Raw genomic sequence first — 24892 nt, 5'->3', positions numbered from 1 at the left:
TTGGCACGGGAGCGCAATGGCGACGAAAGTAGGGGGTGGGCCTTAAAGGCCATCCCCCGACCCCGCCGAAGGGAGGGTGCCTTTAGCGGGCTATGCCGAGCGCCCTGGCGATGTCGTCCCACGCGACCAGCTTGAAATTCTGGGCCGCCGTGGCGTTGTGGCCGTCCTGCGCCACGAACAGCCCGCCGGGATAGTTCGGCCCGAAATCCCCCAGCATCAGGTCGATGCCGTCGGTTTCCTCCGACCCGCCAATGGCGCCATCGACCACGCGGAATCGGCCGGCATAGCCGTCGTCGCTCAGGCGATAGGCGACATAGGCGTTGTCGCCCTGGCTGGAGACGAGGACATAGCCGTCTTTCTCGCCCATGGGCGCGATGGCGACGCCTTCGGCATCCATGACAAGGTTCTTGCCGTCCGCCGCCGCGATCTTCGTCGGCGCGGCCGGGCCGGTCGGCCGGGCGTCGAAGCGCCAGAGGCCGACATCTTCCTCCGCCACATAGAGGATGCCGGTGCGGTCATCGACCGCGCAGCCTTCGGACTGGGTGCCGAGTTTCATGGTCCGGACGATCCTGCCGGTCGGCGCGGCGCCCGAGGTTTCGAGCGCGATCTGGTTCACCGTGCCGTCCTTGAGCACGACGAAGGCGTAGGTCGCTTCCGGCGCGCCATAGAGGCAGATGCCATAGGCCTCCCCCTTGCCCGCATCGACCTTGCCGAGCGTCGTCAGCCGGGCGGTGGCGGGGTCGAGGCGGAAGAGGGCGAGCCTGGCATTCGTCACATCATTGCGGTCGCTGGCGACGACGAGGATGCCGTTCCGGCCGTTGATCGTCACATTGTCGCGCAGGTCGACATTGTTGACCCGTCCCGCGTCGAGAAAGTCGCGGGTCTTGCCGTCGAGGCCATAGACATAAAGCCCGGCCTTCTTGTCGGTGCCGACGATCAGGCTCTGCACAGGGTCGGCGGCGTTGCGCCAGATCGCCGGATCGTCCGCCGCATCGGCATTGGCCGTGCCGACGGGTGCTGTTTCCCCCCGTGCCGTGACGTTCACGGCGGGAGTGGCGTTGGCGATGCGCTGGGCCAAGGGCGGTTCGGTCGCCGTGGTGGCGCAGGCGCCGAGCAGAAGGACGGCGCAAAGCCCGGCAAATGAGCATCTGGTCATGGATTCCCCCCCCGTTTCGAGATGCTTCCTGGACATGCTCCATGACAGGGATGTGACGGGACAGGCGCAAATATTGGTCCATATGTCACTGATCTGTCACCATAATTTCATCTGGTTGTATTCCTGCCGCCCTAGGTGCCCCGCCAAGCCATTTCGACAGGGCTGTTCCAACAGGGGGATATCATGCAGCATAAATTCGCCCGGCGCCGCGCCGGCGCCACATTCGTTCGCCTGAGCCTGGCATGCGGTATTGCGGGCTGGGCGTGGCATCGTCCGACGCCATGGCCCAACCCGCAATGGCGGCGCCCGCCGCTGAAGAGGATATGGGCCAGATCGTCGTCACCGGCACCCGCCCGATCGCTGAATCCGAAGCCGCCGCGCTGGAAATCCAGAAGAACAGCGATTCTCTGGTCACGGTCGCCGCGTCCGATTCCGTGGGCCGCCTGCCCGACCAGAATATCGCCCAGGCCGCCAGCCGCCTGCCCGGCATCAGCGTCGAGCGCGACCAGGGTCAGGCCCGCTACATCAACCTGCGCGGCGCGCCCAAGACCTGGACCACCCTGTCGTTCGACGGCATCAACGTGGTGAGCCCGGAAGGTCGCGACGCTCGCTTCGATTCCATCCCGTCCGCCATCGCGGGCAAGATCATCGTGTCCAAGGCGGTGACGCCCGACATGCCGGGCGAAACGGTTGCGGGCAATGTCAACGTCATCACCCGGTCGGCCTTCGATTATGACGGCTTCCATCTGGCGGGCAAGGGCGGCCTTGGCTTTGCCGAGCTTGGCGACAAGCGGGAATATGAAGGGGCGCTGGTCGTTTCCAACCGCTTCCAGACCAGCATCGGGGAGATCGGCGTGCTGCTGTCGGGCAGCTATTATGAACGCAACATGGTCACCGACAATTTCGAGACCGATTATGAGCGGGTAGGGGCACAGGATAGCCGGCCCGGCAACGAGACCCGTTTCTGGGCGCACGAGGCCGAGAACAAGCTGTATCGCCTGACCCGCAAGAACTGGTCCGTCTCGGGCCGGGTCGACTGGAAGCCGGACGCGCAGAACACGGTCTCGCTGCGTTCGATCTACACCATCTTCACCGATGACGAGGCGCGGGACAATTACCGCTTCGATCTGGACGACCGCCAGAGCGACGGCTCGACCTCCTCGGCGGCCTGCGCGATCACGCCGAACGCGACGCCGACCAACAGCGGCTATGCCGACATCTGCATCGGCAACACGCCGCAACAGGGCACGGTCTACGGCATCGACATCCGTCAGCGCTCGACCCTGCGTGCCTTCCGCCAGTCGGTCTTCACCAACACGCTGGCGGGCGACCATGAATTTGCCGACGGCTGGAAGCTGAGCTGGGTCGGCAACTACACCGAATCGAAGGATGACCGCTCGGTCGTCGGTGAAGCGACCTGGGACAGCCCCAGCACGCGCAACCTGCGGCCGACCGTCGCCTATGATTTTTCCGACCCGAACCTGTCGCGCCTGACGCTTTACCGCACGCTGCAACTCGCCAGCCCGACACGCTACACCGCCGGTGCGCAGGTCACGGACGTCGACAGCTTCACCAAGCCGCTCTCGGGCTTCACCGTGCTGGACGCGGTCGACACGACCAAGGCCTATACCGGTCGCTTGGTGCTGGCGCGCGAGCTGGAGCATGCCACGCTGAAGGCGGGCATCCAGTATGACCGCCGCACCAAAATAGCCGACGAACAGCAGATCACGCTGACCGCCGCGCAGGCCGCGACGATCATGCCCACCGACTATAACCAGTTCTCGCTCGACCAGAAATTCCTGGGCGAGATCCCGATGGGCTACACCTTCCATTATTTCGACACGGACAAGATGCGCGCCGCATCGAAAGCGGCCCAGGCTGCCTTCTCCTTCGCGCCGAACACCGGCAATAATTATGACGTGCGGGAGGAAATCCTTGCCGGCTTCCTGATGGGCACATTCCGGTACGACTGGGGTTCGGTCATCGGCGGTGTGCGCGTCGAGCATATCAAGAACCGTGGTTCGGCCGTCGGCACCGTTGCGGGCGTCAGCGGTCTCGTCACGGCGGAAGCCACGCAGACGCTGGCCTTCCCCAGCCTGCACATCAATTATAATATCGACGACACGAAGAAGCTGCGCCTCTCCTTCAACAGCGGCGCCGCCCGCGCAGACTATGACCAGTTGCGTCCCAATGTCGTCGTCAACGACAGCAACGAGACGATTTCCGGCGGCAATCCGGCGATCAAGCCCGAGCGCGCCTATGGCGTCGACGCCTATTTCGAGTGGTATCTGCGTCCGCAGGGCTATCTGATGATCGGCACCTTCTACAAGAAGATCGAGGATTTCCTCTACACCTCTTCACGCACTTTCAATTCGAGCGCGCTCAACAGCAATGGCATCGATCGTTCGGGCTACAGGTTCAGCGGCCTGGTCAACGGCGGTTCGGGCCGCATCTACGGCCTGGAAGCGGCCGCGCAGTTGCAGCTTGAGCCATGGACGGACAGCCTGGGCCTGCCCGAATTCCTCGGCGGCTTCGGCGTGTCGGCCAATGTTACGCTTAACAATAGCAAGGTGAATCTGCCCGGCCGCACGCTCCGCCTGCCCGGCACGTCGGACTTCGTCTACAATATCGGCGGCTATTACGAGAAATATGGCCTGTCGATCCGCCTGCAATATCAGAACCGCAGCAAATGGCTGGATACGGTCGGTTCGCTGGCCGATGGCGGCGACACTTATTGGGACTCGGACGACGAGCTGGATTTCTCGGCGCGCTATGCGGTGACGAAGAATTTCGAAATTTATTTCGACGCGTCGAACCTGCTCAACCATCCGGGCCGCCGCTTCTCCGATCCGGGCAGCCTGCTGCGCGCAAGCGGTGTGCAGGCGCCCAACACCAGCAACCAAACGATCGAGTGGGAGCGCTTTGGCCGCCGCTATACGGGCGGCATCCGGTTCAACTTCTGATCCGGCGGAATGGGATTGAGAAGGGGGCTGCCTTGGGGCGGCCCCCTTTTTGTTGGATTCCAGGACGCATAGGATTTGGCCGAAAATCGTCAGTTGCGGATGCGTGAGTCCTCCCCTCCCCTTCAGGGGAGGGGATTGAGGGGTGGGGGCGTGCTCCACGCGCAAACTCGGCCTATGGGGCACTCCCCCACCCCAACCGCTCCCCTGAAGGGGAGGGGCTTAATGGCAGCTTCACCCCAGCGGGGCGCTAGCCCAATGCCTTAGCCTCCCGTAAAGCGTCGCAATCACGCCAAAGAAGGCGATCACCGAAAGCACCACAGCCCAGGGGTTCTCCGCCACCAGTGCCAGCGGCGCGTCGCTGTCTGTCGCCGCGACGATCCCGGCGAAGGCGACGCCGAACAGGCTTTCGCCCACGATGAAGCCGGTCGCCATCAGCACGCCCATGCGCTCGGCAAATTCGGGGTTGGACTGGCGCAGCGCCCAGCGGTTGTAGAAATGCCCAATCGCCGCGCCGACCGGGATCAGCAGGGTCAGCGCCATGGGCAGGTAGATGCCCATGCCGACGGCGAGCGGCGGCAGGCGCAGCTTGCCCGCCTTGCCCAGCAGCTCATCGATGGCGACGACGACCACGCCGATCCCCGCGCCGAAGCCGATCAGCTTCCAGTCGAGATCGCCGCCCAGCACGCCCTTGGCCAGAGCCGAGATCAGCGCCGCCTGCGGGGCGGGGAGGGCGCTCGCCTTGGCGCCCGGCGCGCCTGCGAAGCCGAAGGCGCTGTTGAGCAGGTCCAGCACCGGCGGGATCACCAGGGCGCCGAAGATCACGCCAAGGACCAGAGCGACCTGCTGTTTCCAGGGGGTCGCGCCGACAAGCTGGCCGGTCTTCAAGTCCTGCAAATTGTCGTTGGAGATGGTCGCGACGCCGAAGACGATCGCGGTCGTGAACAGGGCATAGGCGATGAGCGCCTGGCTTTGCTTGGGGTCGCCGCCCGAGCCGTAGATCGCCGCGAGGATCAGCGATGCGCCCAGCACGGCGAGGATGCCGACGCCCGAGATCGGGCTGTTCGACGCGCCGATCAGGCCCGCCATATAGCCGCAGACCGAAGCGATGACGATGCCCGCGACCAATATATAGGCCAGCGTCAGCGCAATGATCGGCACGGGGTTGAGTGCGATCGGCCCGCCCTGCGCGAACACCCAGAGCAGGATGGCGATGGGGATGAGCGAGGCGAGAATGGTGCCGCCGACAATGCCGATCGGCAGATCGCGCTCGGTGATGTCGAGCAGGCCTGCATTGCCCGCCTTGCGGACCTTGGCGGCGGCGAGGGCGGAGCGGATGCCGCTGATGATGGGGCCAAGGATCTTGAGCAGGGTCCAGATCGCCGCCACGCCGATCGTGCCCGCGCCGATGAAGCGCGCCTTCATGCGGAAGGTGGTGCCGACCAGTTCCGAAAGGTCCGCGCCCGCGGGAAGCGGGGCGGTGAGATAGGGGACGAGGCCGACCCAGCTTATCAGCAGGCCGAAGAACATGGCGACGCCCACCGACAGGCCGACCAGATGGCCGACGCCGATCAGCGCCATGGAAAAGCTAGTGGAGACACTGGAGGCGCCCGCGCCGAATTTGAAGAAGGTGGCGGCTTCCTCCGCGATCAGCCTGGTCTTGGCGAGGATCGCGAAGGCGGCGGCAGCGACCGAACTGGCGATGATGGCGGCAAGGCCGCGCTTATTCTCCTCCAGCCCTTCGCGGGAGCCTGCGCCCACTTTCAGCACTTCGGCAGCGGCCACGCCCTCGGGATAGGGCAGGTCGGAGCCGGTAACGAGCGCGCGGCGAAGCGGCACCGAATACATGACGCCCAATATGCCGCCCAGCGCGATGGTGAAGGCGCTGAGCCAATAGGGGAAACCCTGCCACCAGCCGATGATCACCAGCCCCGGCAGCACGAAGATGATCGCGGACAGCGTGCCGGCGGCCGAGGCAATGGTCTGGACGATGTTGTTTTCCAGGATCGTGCCGGTCGCGAACAGCCGCAGCACCGCCATGGAAATGACGGCCGCCGGGATGGACGTGGCGAAGGTCAGGCCGATCTTCAGCCCCAGATAGACGTTCGCCGCGGTGAACAGCAAGGTGATCAGCGCGCCCAATATGACGCCGCGAAGCGTCAGCTCCGCCATCGGGGCCGCCTTGGCCGAATCACTTGTCACTGGTCTGTCCCCTTGCCTGCGGCTGTTTTATCAACGTCCGGTAATAATGTTGCTTGAGCGTGGATCAATCGGAAAGTGCTCAGGAGGGAGAAATGGGCCTGAGGTCGGCGGCGGCGGCCTCGTCCAGATAGGCGTCGACCAGCTTGGTCCAGAGCGTGTAGCCGCGTGGGTTCATATGCAACCCGTCGGGGCGGAACAGGGATGCATCGGGCAGGCCGTCAGCCGCCAGCAGCACGCGGCCGACATCCAGATAATCGAAGCGGGTCACGCGCGCCCGCGCCGCCACCGTCATGTTGACCGCCGCCATTTTCGGCCAGAGCGTCCAGCGGATCGGGCTGGGCTTGAGCGACAGATAGGCGATATGCGCCTTGGGATAATCGGTGCGAAGCTGCCTCAGCAGGGTCAGGATATTGTTCGCGACCTCGGCCGGGGCGGCTCCGGCGGCCAGATCATTTTCCCCGACATAGACCAGGATGGAGCGCGGCTTGGCCTTGGGCAGCAGGCGCTTGTAATAACGCAGCACATCCGGCGTGGTCGCGCCGCCAAAGCCGCGATTGACCGTGCCGACATCCGGAAAACTGCCGCTTATGTCCCACAGGCGGATGCTGGAACTACCCAGGAACAGCGTGGCGTCGGTGACGGCCGGTCCCGCCTCATTGGCCTTGGCGAAGGCCTCGATCTCTCGCGAAAAGGGGAAGGCGGGATCGGGATTGACCTTGAGCGCCGATGCTGGAAGCGGCGGTGCGGCCTGCACCAGTCCGCCCGGCGCGAGCAGCAGGGCGAGCCCGAGCAGCGCCCGGCCCGCCTTGATGCCGCCCTTAATGGCGATGGAGCGGGCGTAGCTGATATTTGCCGTTCGCATAGGTGCCGAACATGTCGGAAATGGCGGGATGGTCGACAGGTTCCTCGCTGTCGTCCGCGATCAGATTCTGCTGGCTGACATAGGCGACATAGCTGCTTTCGTCATTCTCAGCGAGCAGATGGTAGAAGGGCTGGTCCTTGTCCGGCCGCGCCTCTTCGGGAATGGCCTGATACCATTCGTCGCTATTGGCGAAAACCGGATCGATATCGAACACCACGCCGCGAAAACCGAAGCGCAGGTGCTGCACCACGTCACCGATGCTGAAGCGGGCGTGGACGATCGGCGGGGCGGTAACATCGGGTCCGAAAATCTGATTCATGTCGTTCATATGACGCAATTTAGGATGCTTGTGGTGCGAAACAAGAAAAATGCTCGTCGCTGCTTGGCAAGGGTGAAATCATTCGCTAATGGCCGCCGCTCGACCGGGACGGCATGCGCTGGACCTTCTGCGGAGAGGTGGCAGAGTGGTCGAATGCACCGCACTCGAAATGCGGCGTGCCGGCAACGGTACCGAGGGTTCGAATCCCTCCCTCTCCGCCACTTTCCTGAGTAATTTCCTAAAGCCGGCGCCTAGTCCGGGAACAGCTTGAACTCGACAAGCCGGGTCGCCTTGCCGCTTGGCTGGGTCAGGAGCAGGCAGACCTTGCCGGTGCGGACGGCGGGCCAGCGCCCCTCGGCCAGATGGAAGCCGGTGGCGTCGTTCAGACGGGCATAGGGATGCCGTTGCCAGTCGACATCGCAGGAACTCGGTGGAGATGAAGCCTTCTTCGCCCAGGTCGCGCTGGTGCGCCCGGAAGAGGGTCCAGCGATAATAATGGACCGCGTCGATCCCGGGGTCGGCGGATTCGAAGAAGGGGATGCGCCGCTCATACCAGGGCGCGTCGTTGCCGAAGCGCTGGACGGCGATGCGGTGATTGTCCATCGCGGGAGGGGGCAGGGCGGCTCCGGTCGCGATCAGCGTCGCGCCCTGCCAGCAGGGCTTTCGCCAAAGCGCGTATCTTTCCACTCCCCCTGTCGTCACAAACAAAATGGCGGCCGGTCCGGGGATGGAGAGGGTCCCGGATCGGCCGCCATGGAAATGGGATGCGGTGAGGAGACACCGCATCCCATCGGGCACTCATTTATCGGCCGCTCTCACTTGAACGTGTAGCGGACGCCCAGCGCGAAGGTGCGCGCCAGCAGAGTGGTGCCGAGGTTGAACTGATCGGGGCCGCCGACATCCTCGAACTTGTAATAGGTCTGCTGCTTCGACTTGGTCAGGTTCACCGCGTCGAAGGTCACGCCCAGACGGTCGTTGACGTTCCAGGTGAGCTGAAGGTCCAGGCTCTTTTCGGGGTTGCGCCACACGCCGATCGGGTTGGCGAACAGGCGGGCTTCGTTGTTCGCCAGAAACTCCTTGCGCCAGATATAGGACAGGCGCGCGCCGATCGGGCCGTTATCATAGGCGAGCGTCGCGTTGTAGCTGAGGTCCGACACGCCGAAGAAGGATGAGGTGGATTCGCCGGTGACGACGCCCGCCGAGTTGGTTTCCGGAATATTCTGCTTGGAATCCAGTACGGTGACGCTGCCCACGAAGCCCAGGCCATTGAGCGGTCCCGGCAGGTAGCTGGGGAAATAGGTCAGGCCCAGTTCCAGCCCCTTCAGCACGCCGTTCGATGCGTTGACCGGACGGGTGATGGCGAAATTGTTCGTCGCGCCGGCGACGATGCCGTTGTTCGGAATATATTCCTGAACCGTCAGCGGCACGACCAGACCCTGAATCTCGCGACGGAAGCCGGTCAGCGTGATGGCGCTGTTGCGTTCGAAATACCATTCCAGCGCCACGTCGAAATTCTTCGAATGGGTGGGTTTGAGCGTCGCCGTGCCCGCCGTGCCGCTGCCATAGCCGACATTGGTGAGGTCGCCGGTCAGGTTGTAATTGGGGTTGATGTCGCTGAAATTCGGACGGCGCAGGGTTTCGCCATAGTTGAAGCGCAGGCGCAGATTGTCGAAAATCTCGTAGCGCGCGGTGAAGCTGGGCAGGAAGCGGTCCGACCCAGACGACACGCGGGTCTGTGCGCCGCCATTGTAACGGTCGAAGAAATTATAATCGGTGTCGACCGTCACATAGCGCACGCCCGCCTGCAATTTCAGCGGGCGGCCGAAGATCGACACCTCGCCATCGGCCTGCAGATACATGGCGATGGTGCTTTCATCGATGTCGAACGTCTTTTGCAGCGCGAGCTGGTCGGATGTCTTCAGGCCATAAAGGCCGCGGACGGTGTCGGCATTGTCATACAGCCAATAGCCATTGGCCAGGGTCCAACTGGACGGCACATCGGCGCGGCCCTGATAGAAGTCGGAATTGGTGAAGGCGGCGCCTTCGCCCAGCCCGGTCAGCGTGGTCCGGACCAGCGGGCCACCGGCATCCTGGGTACGCACGGCGGTCGACGCCTTGCGCTGGTCGATGCGGATGCCTGCCTTGATCTGGCGCAGAAAGCCTTCGTCCCAGCTATAATAGCCGTCGAGCGTGCCGGTGATGGCGCTGCCCTTGTCGCGATTGGCATTGTCGTAAAGCTGGGCGACGTTCCAGACGCCGGGATCGGCCAGCAGGCTGTCATCGTCGAAATGATAGGAAGGGATGCCGCCGCCCGCGTTGAAATCCACGTCGATCGAGTTCGCGACGCGATCCGTCCGCATGGCGAGGAAGGAGGTCTTCACCTTGCTGGTCTGATAGGCGATGTCACCGATGATCTTGCCGCGATCGCCCAGATCCCATTTGCCGTTCAACGCATAGACGAAGCTGTCGGTGCTGGTCTTGGTGAAGTCGCCGCTGTTGAAGCCATAGACGCTGTTCGCGGTGCGCGCCTTGACGATGTTGGTGCCGTCATAGAGCGTGGGCGCTTGCGGGTTGGCCCAATAGTCGACGAAGCTGAATTGCAAGCTGTTGAACGTCTCGCCCCGGAATCCCGCATAGAAGACCTCGGCGGTGTAGACCGAGCTGCTGTTGGGCGCCCATTGCAGCGCGATGTTGAAGGAGGGGCGCTCGCGCTTGCCGTAGAGATCGGAGCTGAAGGCCGCGTCGCGCGACAGATAATAGGGCGTTTCGACGCCGTTGACGTCCATCGTCGCGCCGGCCGCCGTCGAAAGGCCGCTGTTGAGGCCGGGATCCCACGCGCCCAGCGCCGGCGCCCGGCCGAATTCTCCGGTGATCGGGTCGCGGCCGACCGGGAAGATGCGCTGGAAAGCCGTCAGGCCCGTTCCGGCGGGCGGCGTCATCGTCGCGAAGGGCACGAAGGCGCCTGCCGTTACGGTCTGGTCGCGATATTTGGTGCGGCTGTAGCTGCCGTTCACCAATAGGCCGATGTCGCCAATGCCGGTTTCCCAGCGGTCGCTGACCAGCAGCGCCACGTTCGGATTATAGCTGTCGGCTTGCTCATTGTAGATGCCGCGGGCAAGGCCGGAAATGGCGAAGCCGTTAAAGTCGAACGGGCGCCGGGTTTCGACATCGACCTGCCCCGCAAGGCCGGTTTCGATCTGGTCGGCGGAGCGGGTCTTGAACACGTCGACGCGCTTGACGAGGTTGGCCGACACATCCTGCAACTGGAAGGACTGGCCGGCGGCGGTGAAGATGTTGCGGCCGTTGAGGGTGGTCAGCGCATCGGGCAGGCCGCGGATCGAGATCGCCGCCGCTTCGCCGCCGGTGCGGTTGGTGACTTGAATGCCGGTGACGCGCTGGAGCGCCTCGACCACATTATTGTCCGGCAGTTTGCCGACATCTTCCGCAACGATCGAATCGACGATCTGGGTCGATTCCTTGCGGACGTTGAGCGCGCCGACGATCGAGGCGCGGACGCCGGTGACGACGATGTCATTGGTTTCGTCCTGCTGCGGGACGGCCTGCGGTGCGGCCTCAGACTGGGCGTGGGCGGCGCCCGCCAGCATAAGGGCGAGCAGGGATGCAGACGTGAAAGCGACTGGCTTCATGGCCATGGTTGATCCTCCCCTTGGAGATTTGGGTGCGTTGGGCACTGGAATTACTCAGACTAATTATTTCTCGGAGTAATAGAAGGCAAGAGGGAATCTGTGCCGCTGCTTAAGAAAAAATATCCGCTTGTGGCAAATTTGTCTCAGCCCGAAAAATGGAGGTTCATGCGGGATGGCGCCAGCATGAAGAAGCCGTCCCCCGAGAAGGGAGACAGATTTATTCCTTTTATTTGTCAGACTTAGAAGTGGGTCAGTCGGCAATCCAACGCGCAGCAGCGTCGCGGCTGCCGACGAGGCGGACCTGCCCATTCGCCAAGCCGAGCGCCTTGCCGGTGACGGCGATCGATACGAAGCGGACCGTGCCCGATTTGTCGTCGGGGAATCGGACGAACTGGCTGCGCATCGCGAAGTCGGCGCTGCGGTCGTCCCTGGTAAGGGCGACGGAACCGTCCCTGGCCGCGACCAGATAATGATCGGGCAGCAATATGGGGGACAACATCACACTCTGCGGCCCCGCACGGCCTGCGGTCTGGCGGAACTGGGTGGCGGGCAAAGACGGATTGCCCGCGATCAGGCGGGTGCCCTCATGGGCGAGCAGCAGCTTCGGATCGGCGGCGGAGGCAAAGCGCTCGGGCAGTGGGCCGTTGCCGACGGGGACGCCGAAATCGGGCGCGCCGTCGGCCTTGTAATAGAGGCGTTGGATGCGGGTATGGCGGTCGGGGTTGAACAGCGGATCGCCCTTGATCGCCGCATAGTCGCGGCCATGATAGACGAGGATGTCGCGGCCTTTTTCGTCCACGGTGAAGCTGTTGTGGCCGGGGCCGTAGACGCTGGTTTCCTTGCAGGTGGTGAACACCGGCTGCGGCGACTTCACCCAGACATTGGGGTCCATGATGTCGGCATTTTCGTCCGCCGTGAGCAGGCCGAGGCAATAACGCGCATCGGTGGCGCTGGCCGAATAGGTCATGAACAGGCGGCCGTTGCGGTGGAGGACGGCGGGGGCTTCGGCCACCTTGTAGCCGCCTATTTCCCAGTCGAGCGTCGGAATGGTGAGGCGCGTGGCCTTGGCCGCCAGTTTCAGCGGTGATGCCAGCGGGGCGATATAGAGGTTGGAGTTGGTCTCGATCCCCGGCTCGCGCTGCGCCCAGGCTAAATAGCGCTGGCCGCAATGGACGAAGCTGGTGGAGTCGAGGTTGAAGCTGTCCCAGGGCGCCTGGAACTGGCCAAGGACGGTCCATTTGCCGGTCATCGGGTCGGGGCCATCGCAGACCACGGCATAGGTGCGGATACGGAACACATCCTCTCCGCCGCCGCTGGGACCGGCGGCGAAATATAGGGTCCACCTCCCGTCGATCCTGTGCAGTTCGGGCGCCCAGATGAAGCCCGACAGCGGGCCGGTCTTCTCATGGCGCCAGAGGACGCGTTCCTCGGCGGTGGTCAGGCCCGCCAGGGTCTTCGATCGGCGCAGGACCAGCCGGTCATATTCGGGGACGGAGCCGGTGAGATAATAATAGCCGTCTTCATGGCGGAAGACCTGCGCGTCGGCGCGCTGCTTCACCAGCGGGTTGACCGGGACCGGGGCAGGTTGCGCTGGCTGGGCGGCGCGCGCAATGAGTGGTGTTGCGGACAACGCGGCTGTTCCAGCGAGGAAGTGGCGGCGGTTCATGGGGTTCATTCAAAGCTCTCCTCTTGGGTCGCCCTCACCCTTCCGGCGCTTCGCGCCTCCCTCCCTCTCCCGCTGGGAGAGGGAAAGGGTGAGGGCGAGTTGTCAATAATCTGCAACGGGCCAGCCATCCGCACCCCAGCGAACCGGCGCGATCCTGAGCGTGGGCGCGCCGTTCGCCTGCTTGTCATAGGCGTGGTAGACGACATACTCCTTGCCATCCCGGTCATGCAGCCAGCCCGCATGGCCGGGGCCGCGCCAGCGCTGCTGTTCCTGAAGGTCGGCGCGCAGGAAGATGGTGCCGCCGCCCTGCATCATCGGGCTGCCATCCTTGCCCAGATAGGGGCCGGTGATCGCCTTCGACCGGCCGATCACGGTATAATAGCTGCTGTTCACGCCCTTGCAGCAATAGTCGTAGGACGCCATCAGCCAATAATAGCCCCCGTGATCAACGATGAACGGCGCCTCGACCGGAGCCGGACCGCCTGCTGGCGCGGGGCGGCGGGCGATGGAGATCGGCTTTTCGCCGGGATGCAACGGTTTCCCCGTTTTCCTGTTCAGTTCGAACAGCTTGATGCCGGTCCAGAAGCTGCCAAGCGTCAGCCAGTGGCGGCCTTCGCGGTCGATGACGAAATTGGGGTCGATGGCGTTATAATCGTCCGCTTTGGTCGACATCACCACCAGCCCCTCGTCGCGCCAGCCATAGTTCGGCGCCTTTGGATCGAGCGTCGGACTGGTGGCGAGGCCGATGGCGGAACGGTTCGAACCGAAGGTCGAAACCGAATAATAGAGCCGGTAGCGGCCGTTCACGAAACTGATGTCGGGCGCCCACATGCCGTCGCTGCTGGGGATCGCTCTGGTCGCCCATGCCGGAAGCGCGGTGAAGACCGGATCGCCCGCTGTCCAGTAGATCAGATCCGGCGAGGTGCGGGTTTCGATCAGGCGCTGGCCGTGGCCGGTGCTGAAGACGTGATAGCTGTCGCCCTCGCGGATGATGACGGGGTCGTGGGTCGGCGTCAGGTCGCCCGTAAGGCGGCTGTTTAGCGTCTCAGCCCCCGCGATGCTCGCGCAGGCGAGGAGGGCGAGGCTCGCCATTTTCAACATATTTGACAGCGCCATGCGGACTCTCTTCGACAGCGGTTCTGGGCGTCATGTGCTCCTGCGAAGGCAGGAGCCCAGTTCCGCCGTTTCAACTGGGTTCCTGCCTTCGCAGGAACACGGAACCCCTAAAAAGGATGGAGCGGGCGGCCATTCCACCCTCCGCCCGCTCCAAGGGCTTTATTGCAGTTCCAGCACCACCACCGATTTGGGCGGCAAGGCGACGGTCAGCGTGCCGCCGTTCACCTGCGCGCCGGTGAAGGCGGCGGGCTTCACCACTTGCGGATCGTCGAAACTGTTGTGCGCATTGATCGCCGGGGCCGTCAGGATGCGGCCCGACACGCTCGCCGCGTTCAACCCATCCAGCTTCACCGTCACCATGTTGGTCTGGCTGGGGTCGAGGTTCGACAGGCCGACATGGACCTTGCCGTCCTTCCCCTTGACCGCCGAGCCGCTGACGGCGGGCATCACGAACTTGTCCTTGTGATACCAGGGCGTGTCGATGTCGATCGGCAGCACCGTGGCGTCCTGCCAGGGCTTGTACATTTCGAAGACATGATAGGTGGGGGTGAGCACCATCTTCTTGCCTTCGGTCAGGATCATCGCCTGAAGCACATTCACCATCTGCGCGATCGCGGTCATGCGCACTCGATCGGCATGTTTGGCAAAGAGATCGAGGTGGATCGAGGCAATCAGCGCATCGCGCAGCGTGTTCTGCTGGCGCAGGAAGCCCGGATGCGTGCCGGGATCCTGCGTATACCAGGCGCCCCATTCATCGACCGCCAGGAAGACGCGCTTGTTCGGATCATATTTGTCCATGATCGCGCTGTGCCTGGTGATCAGCTCGTCCATCTTGAGCGCGCCCGCCAAAGCATCCGCCCAGCCGGTTTCGTCAAAATCGACCGCAGGCGCACGCGGCGGCCAGCCGCCCGCTGGGTGGACATAATAATGCAATGACAGGCCATCGAGCCGGTCGCCCGCCACCCGCATCATCGTCTCGGTCCAGTTATAGTCGTCGACATTGGCGCCCGAGGCGATCTTCATGATTTTCGTGCCGCGCGGCGCCTTCACGAAGGTCGCATAGCGGCGGGTTTCGTCCGCCGCGAATTCCGGCCGCATATTGCCGCCGCAGCCCCACAGCTCATTGCCGACGCCGAAATAGGGGACGGCCCACGGCTCCTTATGCCCGTTTTTGGCGCGCAGGTCGGCTAGGCTGCCTGCGGGCGCGGTCATATATTCGACCCACTCGGCCATTTCCTGCGGCGTGCCGTTGCCGACATTGCCCGCAATATAGGCCTGCGCGCCGACCTGACGGAGCAGTTCGAAAAACTCATGGGTGCCGACCGAGTTCGGCTCGGTCACGCCGCCCCAATGGGTGTTGACCTTGACCGGGCGGTCCTTCTTGGGGCCGATGCCCTCGCGCCAATGATATTCGTCGGCAAAACAGCCGCCCGGCCAGCGGATGATCGGCACGGACAGATTGCGCAGCGCCGCGACCACATCGTTGCGGAAGCCGTTGGTGTTGGGGATCGACCTGTCATTGCCGACCCACAGGCCGCCATAAATGCCGTTGCCCAGATGCTCGGCAAACTGGGTGAAGATCGCCTTGTCATAGGTTGGGCCGGGCTTGTCGGCATGGATCGTCGCCATCGTCGGCTTGCCATCGGTCTGGGCCTGTGCGCCGGTGAGCGCGGTGGCGCAGAGCAGAAGCGCGGCAGTCGTGCGGCGCAGGGCTTTCAACATTCCTCTCTCCCTTGAGATTAGTCGTAAAAGGCGTTGGTCGTTTCGCGCCGACCGCGCAGGAAGGCATCGGCAACCAGCCGCAGCGGGGCTGTGTCCACATCGCTCCGTCCGCCCCGAATCAGCGTGGCGAAGCGGCTGTAGAGGCCCGCATATTCGATATCCTCGCCATGCTCGGTGCCGCTGGGCAGCGACAGCACGGCGCCGCCTTGGCTCAGCTTCAGCATGCCTGCATCGGTTTCGACGATGATGTCCCAGCTTTGTGGGCCGGTCTGGCGCCAGTCGAGGTCCATGTGGATGTCCGCGCCCGCCGTGTCGCGAAAGACGATATCGGCGGCGATCGGCGCGGCGCGATTTTCGGGCAGCACCAGCGTCGCCTGCCTCAGAAAGAAGGGGCGCGGCAGGATATGGGTGACGATGGAGAGCGCATTGATCCCCGGATCGAATACGCCCAACCCGCCCGGTTCCCAGATCCATGCCTGCCCCGGATGCCAGACGCGCACATCCTCGCGCCAGACAATGGACACTTTTTCGATCTTCCGTTCGGCCAGCCATGCGCGAGCCGGAGCTACGCCCGCAGCAAAGCGCGAATGCCACGCCGCGAACAGGCTGACGCCAACCTTGTCCGCCTGTGCTTCGAGCGCGGCCACTTCGGCCAGCGTGGCGCCGGGCGGCTTTTCGAGGAACAGGTGGATGCCCCGCGCCAAGGCCTGCGACGCCAGCTCGTACCGAACCTGCGGCGGGGTGCAGAGCGCGATGGCGTCGACCGCCGGTCCCTCCGCCAGCAAAGCGTCGAGGCTGGCGAGATGCGGCACGCCGTCGAGCCCCGCATCCTGCGGGCTGACGGTCGCGGCGAGGCTGAAGGCACTGTTGCCCCGGATCGCGGGGACATGCTGGTCCCGCGCGATCTTGCCGATGCCGACGATAGCGATGCGGATCGGATCCATCGCCTTAGAGGACTTGGACCGTCACTTCGACCGGCGCGGCGCGCTTGAGCGGATTACGCACCGGCAGGGTGAAGGGCGCGGCGAGGATTTCGAACACATCGCCTTCCTGTGTCGCCACGCCGTCGGTGAAGGACAGGGTAGCCGTGCCGAAGAAATGGACATGCACATCACCGGGGCGGCGGAACAGCTCATATTTGAAATGATGATGTTCGAGGTTGCTCAGGCTGTGCGACATATTGCCCTCGCCCGAGAGGAAGGGCTTTTCCCAGATCGTTTCGCCATTGCGCAGGATGCGGCTGCTGCCCTCGATATGCTCCGGCGCGGGGCCGACCAGCAGTTCCGGGCCAAGCGACGCCTGACGCAATTTGGAGTGGGCAAGCCAGAGATAATTGTGCCGCTCGGTCACATGGTCGCTGAACTCATTGGCGAGCGCGAGGCCGAGGCGATAGGGTTGGCCATTAGGACCGATGATGTAGATGCCCGCGATTTCCGGCTCCTCGCCGCCATCCTGGGCGAAGGCGGGCATGGTCAGCGGATCGGTCGGGCCGACAAGCTGCGAACCGTCGCCCTTGTAGAACCATTCGGGTTGCTGACCGACGGCGCCGGGGGTGGGCTTGCCGCCTTCCAGACCTTCCAGGAACATGCGCATCGAATCGGTCTTGGTCTCGGCGGAGGCGGCCTCGCGGTGCATCTTGTCGCGGCCTTCGGCGGAACCGAGGTGCGTCAGGCCGGTCCCGGTCAGTTGCACATGCGCGGCGTCCTCATGGTCGATCGGCGCGAGCAGGCGGCCAGCCTCATATTCCGCGGCGATGTCGACGGCGTCGCCCTTGGCGGTGGCGGCGACGATTTCGGTCAGCGAAACGCCCTTGGCGATGGCGTCCAGCGCCAGGGCGCGGATGGTCTCAACACCGACAAGAAAATGCGCCGCATCGCCTTGGGCAGCGATGACGGAACGGGCACCGCTGTCGGCACGGTGCTGCAACAGGCGCAAAGTCATGAAAAAATCTCCTCCCGCGCGCCTCTGCCGGCGCTGGCTAAATTTCATCAAAAGGTCGAATTGTCAGTCATTTCATGCGCGCAAGATTGTCACGCGCCATCCCGCCTGCCCCGGCGGTTCGAAAGACGGGGCTTTATCCGTCCTGTGAATCTCCTTATTACTCCGACATATTACAGGAAGTCGGGGAAGGCAATGATTGTGTTTCGCCTTGCCCGATCGACTGCTAAGAAGGCGGTCGGAGGAGCAAGAATGGCTGATGAAAAGCGGCTCTTGAAGGGAGCTGGCGGGGGCGAAGCGGGTACAGCCAAGGAGGCTCGTGGGCCCGGCAGGCGGCTGCATGGCGCCATTGCGCACAAGTTGGGGACGGCGATCTTGTCCGGCCAATATGCGCCGGGCGACGTGCTCTCGGGCGAAGTCGCCTTTGCCGAGGAACTGGAAGTGTCGCGCAGCGCCTATCGCGAGGCGATTCAGGTGCTGACCGCCAAGGGGCTGGTGGAAAGCCGGCCCAAAGCGGGGACGCGGGTGTTGCCGCGCAACCGCTGGAACCTGCTCGATCCCGAAGTGCTGGCCTGGGCCTTTGCCGGTGAGCCGGATGTGCAGTTCGTCCGCGACCTGTTCGAATTGCGCGCCATTGTCGAACCGGCGGCGGCGCGGCTGGCGGCGACGCGGCGGACCAAGGATGACATCAGGCTGATGAAGGACGCGCTGGCCGCGATGCGCCGCCATACGCTGGCGACCGAGGCCGGGCGGGCGGCGGACCGCGATTTCCACAATGCGATATTGAACGCGACCGGCAATGATGCGCTGCAGACGCTGTCGGCCAGCATCGGCGCCGCGGTCAACTGGACGACCCAGTTCAAGCAACGCTCCCGCGCCCTGCCGCGCAATCCGATCCCCGACCATGTGCGCGTGTTCGACGCCATCGCGGCGGGCGACGCGGCGGCGGCGGCCGAGGCGATGGGGGTGCTGGTCGACCTCGCGCTGGAGGATACGGCGAGCGCGATGGCGCGGTGAAACAGGCCGCCATGCTTCTGCCGTCGCAGGAGCACGGAGCTTAAAAAAACCGGAGCAGGGTGTCCGCTCCGGCCTTTTCCATTGGCTCAAGACAGCTTCAAGCCAAATGCTGATCCGGCAGCGCGTGGGTCGGCTTCGACCCCCACAGCGCGTAGAACAGGATGTAAAGCTCGCACACCGCCGTCAGCAGGAAGCTGGTCTGCAACCCGAAATGGTCGGCCAGATACCCCTGCACCACCACCAGCGCGCCCCCGGCGATCGCCATGATCAACAGGCCCGATCCTTCTTCCGTCAGCGGCCCCAGCCCCTTGATGCCAAGGGTGAAGATCGTCGGGAACATGATCGAGTGGAACAGGCCCACCAGGATCAGCGACCACATGGCGACCGGCCCATGGGCAAAGACGGTGGTTATCATCACGATGAACGCGCCGATCGAGAAAGCCGCCAGCACCTTGCCCGCGTCGAAGCGCTGCATGATCGCGCTGCCGGCAAAGCGGCCGACCATCATCCCGCCCCAGAGGAAGGTCAGGTAACGGCCCGCCTGCTCATGGGTGAGGTTGGCGATGCTGGGCTGGCTGACGAAGTTCACGAACAGATTGGCAACGCCGATTTCCGCGATCAGATAGATGAAGATCGCGGGAATGCCGAACACCAGATTGCGATGCGACCAGAGCGAGAGACGCTTGCGTTCCTCCTTGGCAAGCCGCGAGGTGGAGGTGCCCATGTCGGGCAGCGGGAAGCGCGCGATCACCACGGCCAGCACGACCAGCACGACGGCCACCAGCGCATAGGGCAGGACCACGGACTGGGCGTCGGCCAGGCGTTCGGCCTGGGTCAGCACGATTTCGCCCTGCGCCGTGCCGCCCTTCGACCGGCCGAGGATCAGATAGGCGCCGAACATCGGAGCCAGCATGGTGCCCGCAGAGTTCATCGCCTGCACCAGATTGAGCCGCGAGGAGGCGGTTTCGGGCTTGCCGACCACCGCGACATAGGGGTTCGCCGCGACCTGGAGCAGCGTGATGCCGCTGGCGATGACGAACAGCATGACCAAAGTCACGCCATAGGAGGGGATGGACGCGGCCAGCATCATGCCCAGCGCGCCCGCCGCCATGATCAGCAGGCCCGTCACCATCGACCTCTTGTAACCGATCCGCTCGATCAGCTTGGCCGACGGGATGGAGGCGAAGAAATAAGCGATGAACCACACCGATTCGATCAGCGTCGTCTGGGTGTAGCTGAGTTCGAACACGCTGCGCAGATGCGGCAGCAGCGTGTTGTTGATGACGGTGATGAAGCCCCACATGAAGAAGAGGCTGGCGAGCAGCGTCAGGGCAGGGCCGTAGCGCGTGCCGGGATTATAGGCCGCGGTGGGCGCGGCTGCAGAGGAAACGGGTCCTGCCATTCATCCTTCTCCGGAAGTGTCGAAACGGAGCGCCGCCGGAACAGGGTTGCGTCCGATTATTATGTAGGAGTATATCCCCGTCCGCGGCGCGTCAATGGCGTCGGGGAGGAACTGCATGCGAAAGGCCTTTATGAAAAGATCAGTCTTGGCAACGTTGTCATACGGCAGCCTCCTCATGATGACAAGCACCGCGGCTCTTGCGGCGGAAGCGGGCCGCGCCCCCGCCGGCAAGCTGGCCGACGGCACCGCGATCGAGGCGATCACGCTCAAAAATGCGCAGGGCGTGTCGGCCACCATTCTGACCTATGGCGCGACGTTGCAGAAGCTGGCCGGGCCGGACCGCAGCGGGAAAGTGGCCGACGTGCTGCTGGGCTATGACGATCTGGCCGGCTATGTCGACCATCCCAATTATTTCGGCGTCACCGTGGGCCGTTATGCCAATCGCATCGCGGGCGGCAAGTTCACGCTGGACGGCAAGAGCTATCAGTTGCCGCTCAACGACAAGGTCAATTCACTGCACGGCGGCGGCAAGGGTTTCGACAAGCAGGCGTGGAAGGTCGTGTCGCTGAAAAGCGGGCCGACCGCCACGCTGGTCCTGTCGCTGACCAGCCCGGACGGCGATTCGGGCTATCCGGGGCAGCTCGACGCCACCGTCACCTATACGCTGGACGAGGCGGGCAATCTGGGCATCGCCTTCGACGCGAAGACCAGCAAGCCGACCATCGTCAACATGACCAACCACGCCATCTTCAATCTGGCGGGCGAAGGATCGGCGGATGGGGCGCTCGGCCATATGCTGACCATCCCGGCCAAGGCCTTCACCCCGGTCGACGCGAACCTGATCCCGACCGGCGAATTGCAGCCGGTGGAAGGAAGCGTATTCGATTTCCGCGCACCCCGCCGCGTGGCGGACGGCATTCGCGACGGCCGCGATGCGCAGATCGTCGCCGGGCGCGGCTATGACCATAATTTCGCGCTGGACAAGGGCGCGACCAAAACGCCCGGATTGGCGGCGCGGCTGGAAGACCCGGCTTCGGGCCGCGTGCTGGAGGTGCTGACCACGGAACCCGGCGTGCAATTCTACGCAGGCAATTTCCTCGACGGCACGCTGGTCGGCAAGCAGGGGCACCTTTACCGCATGGGCGACGGCATCGCGCTGGAGCCGCAGAAATTCCCGAACTCGCCCAACCAGCCGCAATTCCTGTCGGCGCGGGTCGACCCCGGCAAACCTTATCATCACCAGATGATCTATCGCCTGTCGGTCCAGCGCTGAGGGGCTGACCATGGCTGAATGGCGTAAGATCGAGCGCGAGGCGCGAGACACGCTGGGCGAAGGGACGCTGTGGTCCGCGCGGGAGAATGCGGTCTACTGGACCGATATTCTTGGCAAAGCGCTCAACCGGCTGTCGCTTGATGATGGCGCCATTCAGCGCTGGGCCATGCCCGAACCGCTCGGCTGGGTGGTCGAGCGAGCGGGCGGCGGCTTCATCGGCGGGTTCCAGAGCGGCTTTGCCCGGATCGCGCTCGATCCGCTGGCGATCACGCCCCTGGGCGACCCAGAGCCGCATCTGCCCGGCAGCCGCATGAATGACGGCAAGGCGGACGCCAGCGGCGCCATCTGGTGCGGCACCATGGATATGGCGGAAGAGCGGGATGTGGGGGCGCTTTACCGGCTCGATCCCGATGGGAACTGGGCGGTGATGGACAGCGGCTATCGCGTGCCCAATGGACCGGCTTTCTCGCCCTGCGGCCAGTGGCTCTACCATAGCGATACGGCCAGGCGGCAGATGTACCGCTTCGCCCGGACGGCCGAGGGTGGCTTGACCGATCGCCAGCCTTTCATCCGCTTTGCCGAAGAAGACGGCTATCCCGACGGCATGACCGTGGATGCGCAAGGGCATCTCTGGGTCGCGCATTGGGGCGGCGGACGGATCAGCCGCTTCACGCCCGAAGGGAAGCTGGACCGGTCGATCGCCCTACCCGCCAAGCAGGTGACGAACATCTGCTTCGCCGGGGAGAGGCTGGACCGGATGTTCGTCAGCTCGGCGGCGACCGGCTTGCCCGAGAGCGAATATGATGGGGCGTTTTTTGAGGTCTTCCCCCGCGTGCAGGGCCTGCCGACTTATCCATATGCGGGTTAGGTGCAGGCTGCTAGCGACCAGTTTGAGACATTTGGCAGCGAATTCGGCCGTCTCAAAACCGGACTCTCGAATCTCATTTGATTTCAAGTCAAAGAAATGAATAAGATCAATGAACAGAGTGGAGAAGAGGGTGAGGCGCGCACGGATAACAGCCGTATGGGTAATATTTCTGGCGATATCCTATTTCTATTGGAAGTGGTGCGCCGAAAATGTGCTGGACGGTAAAACCATTCGTGCGGCGTTGATCTATTTCTGCTTCCTGTCGTTCGCTATCCTAGCGTTGTTGGCCAAAATATTCCGGTTAAGAGGACGATAGATTAGGCGTTGCGTCGTCTGATGCATTACAGCAAATTCACCGCCATGAGCGACCCTCAATACGAATGGCATCCTCGCCCGCCAAATTTACGTGATCGGCTCATTGCAGGCGTTTTTGTGGCGGTACTCCTTGCTGCCGTTTGCAGTGAATATGCGGGTTGGCGCCTGTTCGCTGGATACGAAAAGCAGGTGATCGGCCTGTTAGTATTAGCGGGATTGATCTTGCTTAGGTTCGCACCAACGGCGAGGCGGCACTAACGATCACAGCCGATCATCTGTAAGTTTCATGCTGTACCTTTAAGCGGACGCTGACGAAAAACACTTGATTTCCGTGCCCCCAGCTATCGGCGCGGCACCCCGTGTTTTCGGCAACGCCAAGCTCGCTTATCGGCAGGGCAGCAGACGACCATTTGTTGCCTCTTAGGCTCCAATTTTTCCTTTCTAGGACCGGCTCGGCAGCTTCTCGTTTCTGTCCCTAAAACGGCCATTCCGCAATAGCGACGGACGACATGGGCTGATCTCTAAGTTCCGACGCCTAACGCTTTTAAGATGAAAGCCAGAAACGCGAAAATCAAATAAGAAACTAAAACCGATCCCAAGGCTGCAAATATGCCTACCAAAATCAGAACCGAAATACGTTTCCAAAGTGGTGCAGATCGGAAAAAGGGATCGCCTCTTCTTGTAGGAATTAACGAACCAGCCAGTTCGAATATTCCAGAAAGTGCAGGACCCAACCAGTCAGCCATTCATTGATGCTATCACCTTGAACGCGCGGTAGATACATCTCAATTCGATGTCGGCTATTTATCCTGCCGACCGCGAATCCGACTTTCCGAAATCCACCCTAAACCGGCGCCGGCCCAGAACTATCCCGCCGCACCAGAGTAAAGTCGAACTGCGGCGCATCTGCCGGGCCGCCTGCCAAGGCATCGATCACCGCGCTGCCCATCGCCTCCAGCGGCTGGCTGACGGTGGTGAGCGGCGGCCAGGCGGTGAGGCCGGCGGGCGTGTCGTCGAAACCGACGACCGACAGCTCTGCCGGCACGCGCAATTTCAGCCGATGCGCGACGGTCAGCGCGCCGAGCGCCATATCGTCATTGGTGGCGAAGATAGCGGTCGGGCGGTCGCTTCGGATCAGCAGATGCTCGCCTGCCTTGATCCCTGACTCGAAATCGAACGCGCCTTCCACGAACAATGCTTCATCCAGCGGCAGGTCCGCCGCGGCCAGACCGTCGCGAAAGCCCTCGACACGCTGCATGGCGGCCTTGTGGCTGGCGGGCGGGGTGATAACGCCGACGCGGCGATGGCCAAGGCCGATCAGATGATCCGCGATCATCCGCCCCCCCGCGCGTTCGGGCGTCGGGATGTTGAAGCTTTCCGCCATCACCGATCCGGCGATGCGGGCGCAGGGCAGCTTCAGTTCGGACAGGCGCTGGAGCAAGGGCGCGTCGTCGGACAGCGGCGGCACCAGGAAGACGCCATCGGGCCGCAGCGCTGCGACCAGCCGGTCGAGAATGGCGAACCGCTCCTCGCCCGCCAGCGGCATCGGTTCGACCACCAGATGATAGCCCAGATCCCGGCACCGGCTCGCCGCGCCCGACTGGATGCCGCTATTATAGGAGGGGGCCGGGTTGTTGTAGAGGAAGGCGATCATGAAGGAGCGGCCGCCCGCCAGCCGCCGCGCCGACTGGTTGGGCCGGTATCCGAGCTGGCGGATCGCGGCTGTCACCCGCTCCCGCAGCTCCTCGCTGACATTGGGCGCCTTGTTGACCACGCGGGACACGGTCTTGATCGATACGCCGGCCAGCGCCGCGACGTCATGGATGCTGGGCATCAGCGGCGATGCGGGGAGCGAAGGACGAGCATCCGCCGCTCTTGCCATGGAAGGCTGGGCAAGGAAACAACGTTTACCCGCGACAGCGCCCTGCCCGCTCCTCCTATTTCGTGCGGGAAGCGTAAATATCGCAGCATCCCAGAAAATGCTCGCGAGGCGCATGGAAAGAAAGGCCTTGATCGACCCTCGGCAAAAGGTTAGAGCGTTGAGACAACGTTGTCATACTCTCCAAGCAAGGCAACGGCTGTCATCCCGGGCGGCGGTCGGATGAACTGCACGCGTCAGGCCATCGTCCGGGATGCGCTTTTCTAGAGCAGAATCCGACCCGATTGCATCGGATCGGCTGCTCTAGACCTTTGTTTTGCCGCGTTTTCCGAGTCAGCAGATGATTGGCTTCGCCGAACTGCCGTTTCTATCTGCTTAGAAAACGCTCTAGTTCTTTGTTGTCGCATCGTTCTTGGCGCAAAACCGGTTCCCACTTTTGCGCTCGATGCTTGTCTTATGACATTGTTGTCCGTTTGGGTCAGGATGAGATGCCCGTTCCGGGGTGGCCACCCCGGAACGGGTGGAAGGGGACGGATCGCGCATCGATGCC

The 24892-nt window shown here is 63.4% G+C and carries 18 protein-coding genes and 1 tRNA gene; 5 read left to right on the top strand and 14 right to left on the bottom strand.

What is annotated here, in order from left to right:
• Positions 1-82: 82 nt before the first annotated feature.
• The gene (locus HHL26_RS20960) at positions 83-1156 is read right to left on the bottom strand and encodes a phytase (protein WP_066561349.1); all 1074 of its coding nucleotides are present in this window, start codon (positions 1154-1156) and stop codon (positions 83-85) included.
• A gap of 242 nt (positions 1157-1398) precedes the next feature.
• Here HHL26_RS20960 and HHL26_RS20955 point away from each other — a divergent pair, with 242 nt between their 5' ends.
• The gene (locus tag HHL26_RS20955) at positions 1399-4119 is read left to right on the top strand and encodes a TonB-dependent receptor (protein ID WP_066554034.1); all 2721 of its coding nucleotides are present in this window, start codon (positions 1399-1401) and stop codon (positions 4117-4119) included.
• Between the two features lie 231 nt (positions 4120-4350).
• Here HHL26_RS20955 and HHL26_RS20950 read toward each other — a convergent pair whose 3' ends face one another.
• The 3 genes from HHL26_RS20950 to hspQ form a co-directional block, all read right to left on the bottom strand.
• Positions 4351-6318, bottom strand: coding sequence for an oligopeptide transporter, OPT family (locus HHL26_RS20950; protein ID WP_066554037.1), 1968 nt, complete (start codon positions 6316-6318; stop codon positions 4351-4353).
• A 79-nt stretch (positions 6319-6397) separates the two neighbouring features.
• Entirely contained in the window at positions 6398-7180 is a 783-nt protein-coding gene (locus HHL26_RS20945) for a GDSL-type esterase/lipase family protein (protein ID WP_066554040.1), read from the bottom strand.
• A complete protein-coding gene (hspQ, locus tag HHL26_RS20940) occupies positions 7137-7508 on the bottom strand; it encodes a heat shock protein HspQ (protein WP_066554047.1) in 372 nt (123 codons plus the stop codon). Before hspQ ends, HHL26_RS20945 begins: the two co-directional genes overlap by 44 nt.
• A 122-nt stretch (positions 7509-7630) precedes the next feature.
• Between hspQ and HHL26_RS20935 the strand changes: the two genes are divergently transcribed.
• A tRNA-Ser gene (locus HHL26_RS20935) sits at positions 7631-7720 on the top strand.
• A gap of 30 nt (positions 7721-7750) precedes the next feature.
• On the opposite strand, the gene HHL26_RS20930 is transcribed toward HHL26_RS20935, so the two are convergent.
• The 7 genes from HHL26_RS20930 to araD1 form a co-directional block, all read right to left on the bottom strand.
• Complete coding sequence (locus tag HHL26_RS20930) at positions 7751-8050, bottom strand: hypothetical protein (protein ID WP_066554289.1); 300 nt, start codon at positions 8048-8050, stop codon at positions 7751-7753.
• A 264-nt stretch (positions 8051-8314) separates the two neighbouring features.
• Positions 8315-11152, bottom strand: a complete 2838-nt coding sequence (locus HHL26_RS20925) for a TonB-dependent receptor (protein ID WP_066554292.1) — start codon at positions 11150-11152, stop codon at positions 8315-8317.
• A 244-nt stretch (positions 11153-11396) separates the two neighbouring features.
• Entirely contained in the window at positions 11397-12821 is a 1425-nt protein-coding gene (locus HHL26_RS20920) for a glycoside hydrolase family 43 protein (protein ID WP_066554293.1), read from the bottom strand.
• Positions 12822-12914: 93 nt separating this feature from the next.
• On the bottom strand, positions 12915-13913 hold the full coding sequence (locus HHL26_RS20915) for an arabinan endo-1,5-alpha-L-arabinosidase (RefSeq protein WP_066561355.1): 999 nt from the start codon (positions 13911-13913) through the stop codon (positions 12915-12917).
• 174 nt (positions 13914-14087) lie between these two features.
• Positions 14088-15650: an alpha-L-arabinofuranosidase C-terminal domain-containing protein gene (locus HHL26_RS20910; protein ID WP_066554295.1), complete on the bottom strand. Its 1563-nt coding sequence runs from the start codon at positions 15648-15650 to the stop codon at positions 14088-14090.
• Between the two features lie 17 nt (positions 15651-15667).
• The gene (locus HHL26_RS20905) at positions 15668-16594 is read right to left on the bottom strand and encodes a Gfo/Idh/MocA family oxidoreductase (protein ID WP_066554297.1); all 927 of its coding nucleotides are present in this window, start codon (positions 16592-16594) and stop codon (positions 15668-15670) included.
• A 4-nt stretch (positions 16595-16598) separates the two neighbouring features.
• Positions 16599-17591 (bottom strand): AraD1 family protein, encoded by a 993-nt coding sequence (araD1, locus tag HHL26_RS20900; RefSeq protein WP_066554298.1) that lies wholly within the window; start codon positions 17589-17591, stop codon positions 16599-16601.
• Between the two features lie 249 nt (positions 17592-17840).
• Between araD1 and HHL26_RS20895 the strand changes: the two genes are divergently transcribed.
• The gene (locus HHL26_RS20895; protein WP_237229947.1) at positions 17841-18605 is read left to right on the top strand and encodes a FadR/GntR family transcriptional regulator; all 765 of its coding nucleotides are present in this window, start codon (positions 17841-17843) and stop codon (positions 18603-18605) included.
• 97 nt (positions 18606-18702) lie between these two features.
• Here HHL26_RS20895 and HHL26_RS20890 read toward each other — a convergent pair whose 3' ends face one another.
• Positions 18703-20007 carry a sugar MFS transporter gene (locus tag HHL26_RS20890; protein WP_066554299.1) on the bottom strand — a complete coding sequence of 435 codons (1305 nt, stop codon included), beginning with the start codon at positions 20005-20007 and terminating at the stop codon, positions 18703-18705.
• A gap of 175 nt (positions 20008-20182) precedes the next feature.
• Here HHL26_RS20890 and HHL26_RS20885 point away from each other — a divergent pair, with 175 nt between their 5' ends.
• Both HHL26_RS20885 and HHL26_RS20880 read left to right on the top strand, forming a co-directional pair.
• The gene (locus HHL26_RS20885) at positions 20183-21280 is read left to right on the top strand and encodes an aldose epimerase family protein (protein ID WP_145907186.1); all 1098 of its coding nucleotides are present in this window, start codon (positions 20183-20185) and stop codon (positions 21278-21280) included.
• A gap of 10 nt (positions 21281-21290) precedes the next feature.
• Positions 21291-22148 carry an SMP-30/gluconolactonase/LRE family protein gene (locus HHL26_RS20880; protein WP_066554304.1) on the top strand — a complete coding sequence of 286 codons (858 nt, stop codon included), beginning with the start codon at positions 21291-21293 and terminating at the stop codon, positions 22146-22148.
• 836 nt (positions 22149-22984) lie between these two features.
• On the opposite strand, the gene HHL26_RS20875 is transcribed toward HHL26_RS20880, so the two are convergent.
• Both HHL26_RS20875 and HHL26_RS20870 read right to left on the bottom strand, forming a co-directional pair.
• Positions 22985-23209, bottom strand: coding sequence for a hypothetical protein (locus HHL26_RS20875; RefSeq protein WP_140404589.1), 225 nt, complete (start codon positions 23207-23209; stop codon positions 22985-22987).
• Between the two features lie 98 nt (positions 23210-23307).
• On the bottom strand, positions 23308-24297 hold the full coding sequence (locus tag HHL26_RS20870; protein WP_066554310.1) for a LacI family DNA-binding transcriptional regulator: 990 nt from the start codon (positions 24295-24297) through the stop codon (positions 23308-23310).
• Positions 24298-24892: the final 595 nt, after the last annotated feature.

The organism is Sphingobium sp. TB-6 (genome assembly GCF_012927365.1).
GTDB lineage: Bacteria > Pseudomonadota > Alphaproteobacteria > Sphingomonadales > Sphingomonadaceae > Sphingobium.
This window is presented reverse-complemented; position numbering and strand designations above follow the sequence as displayed.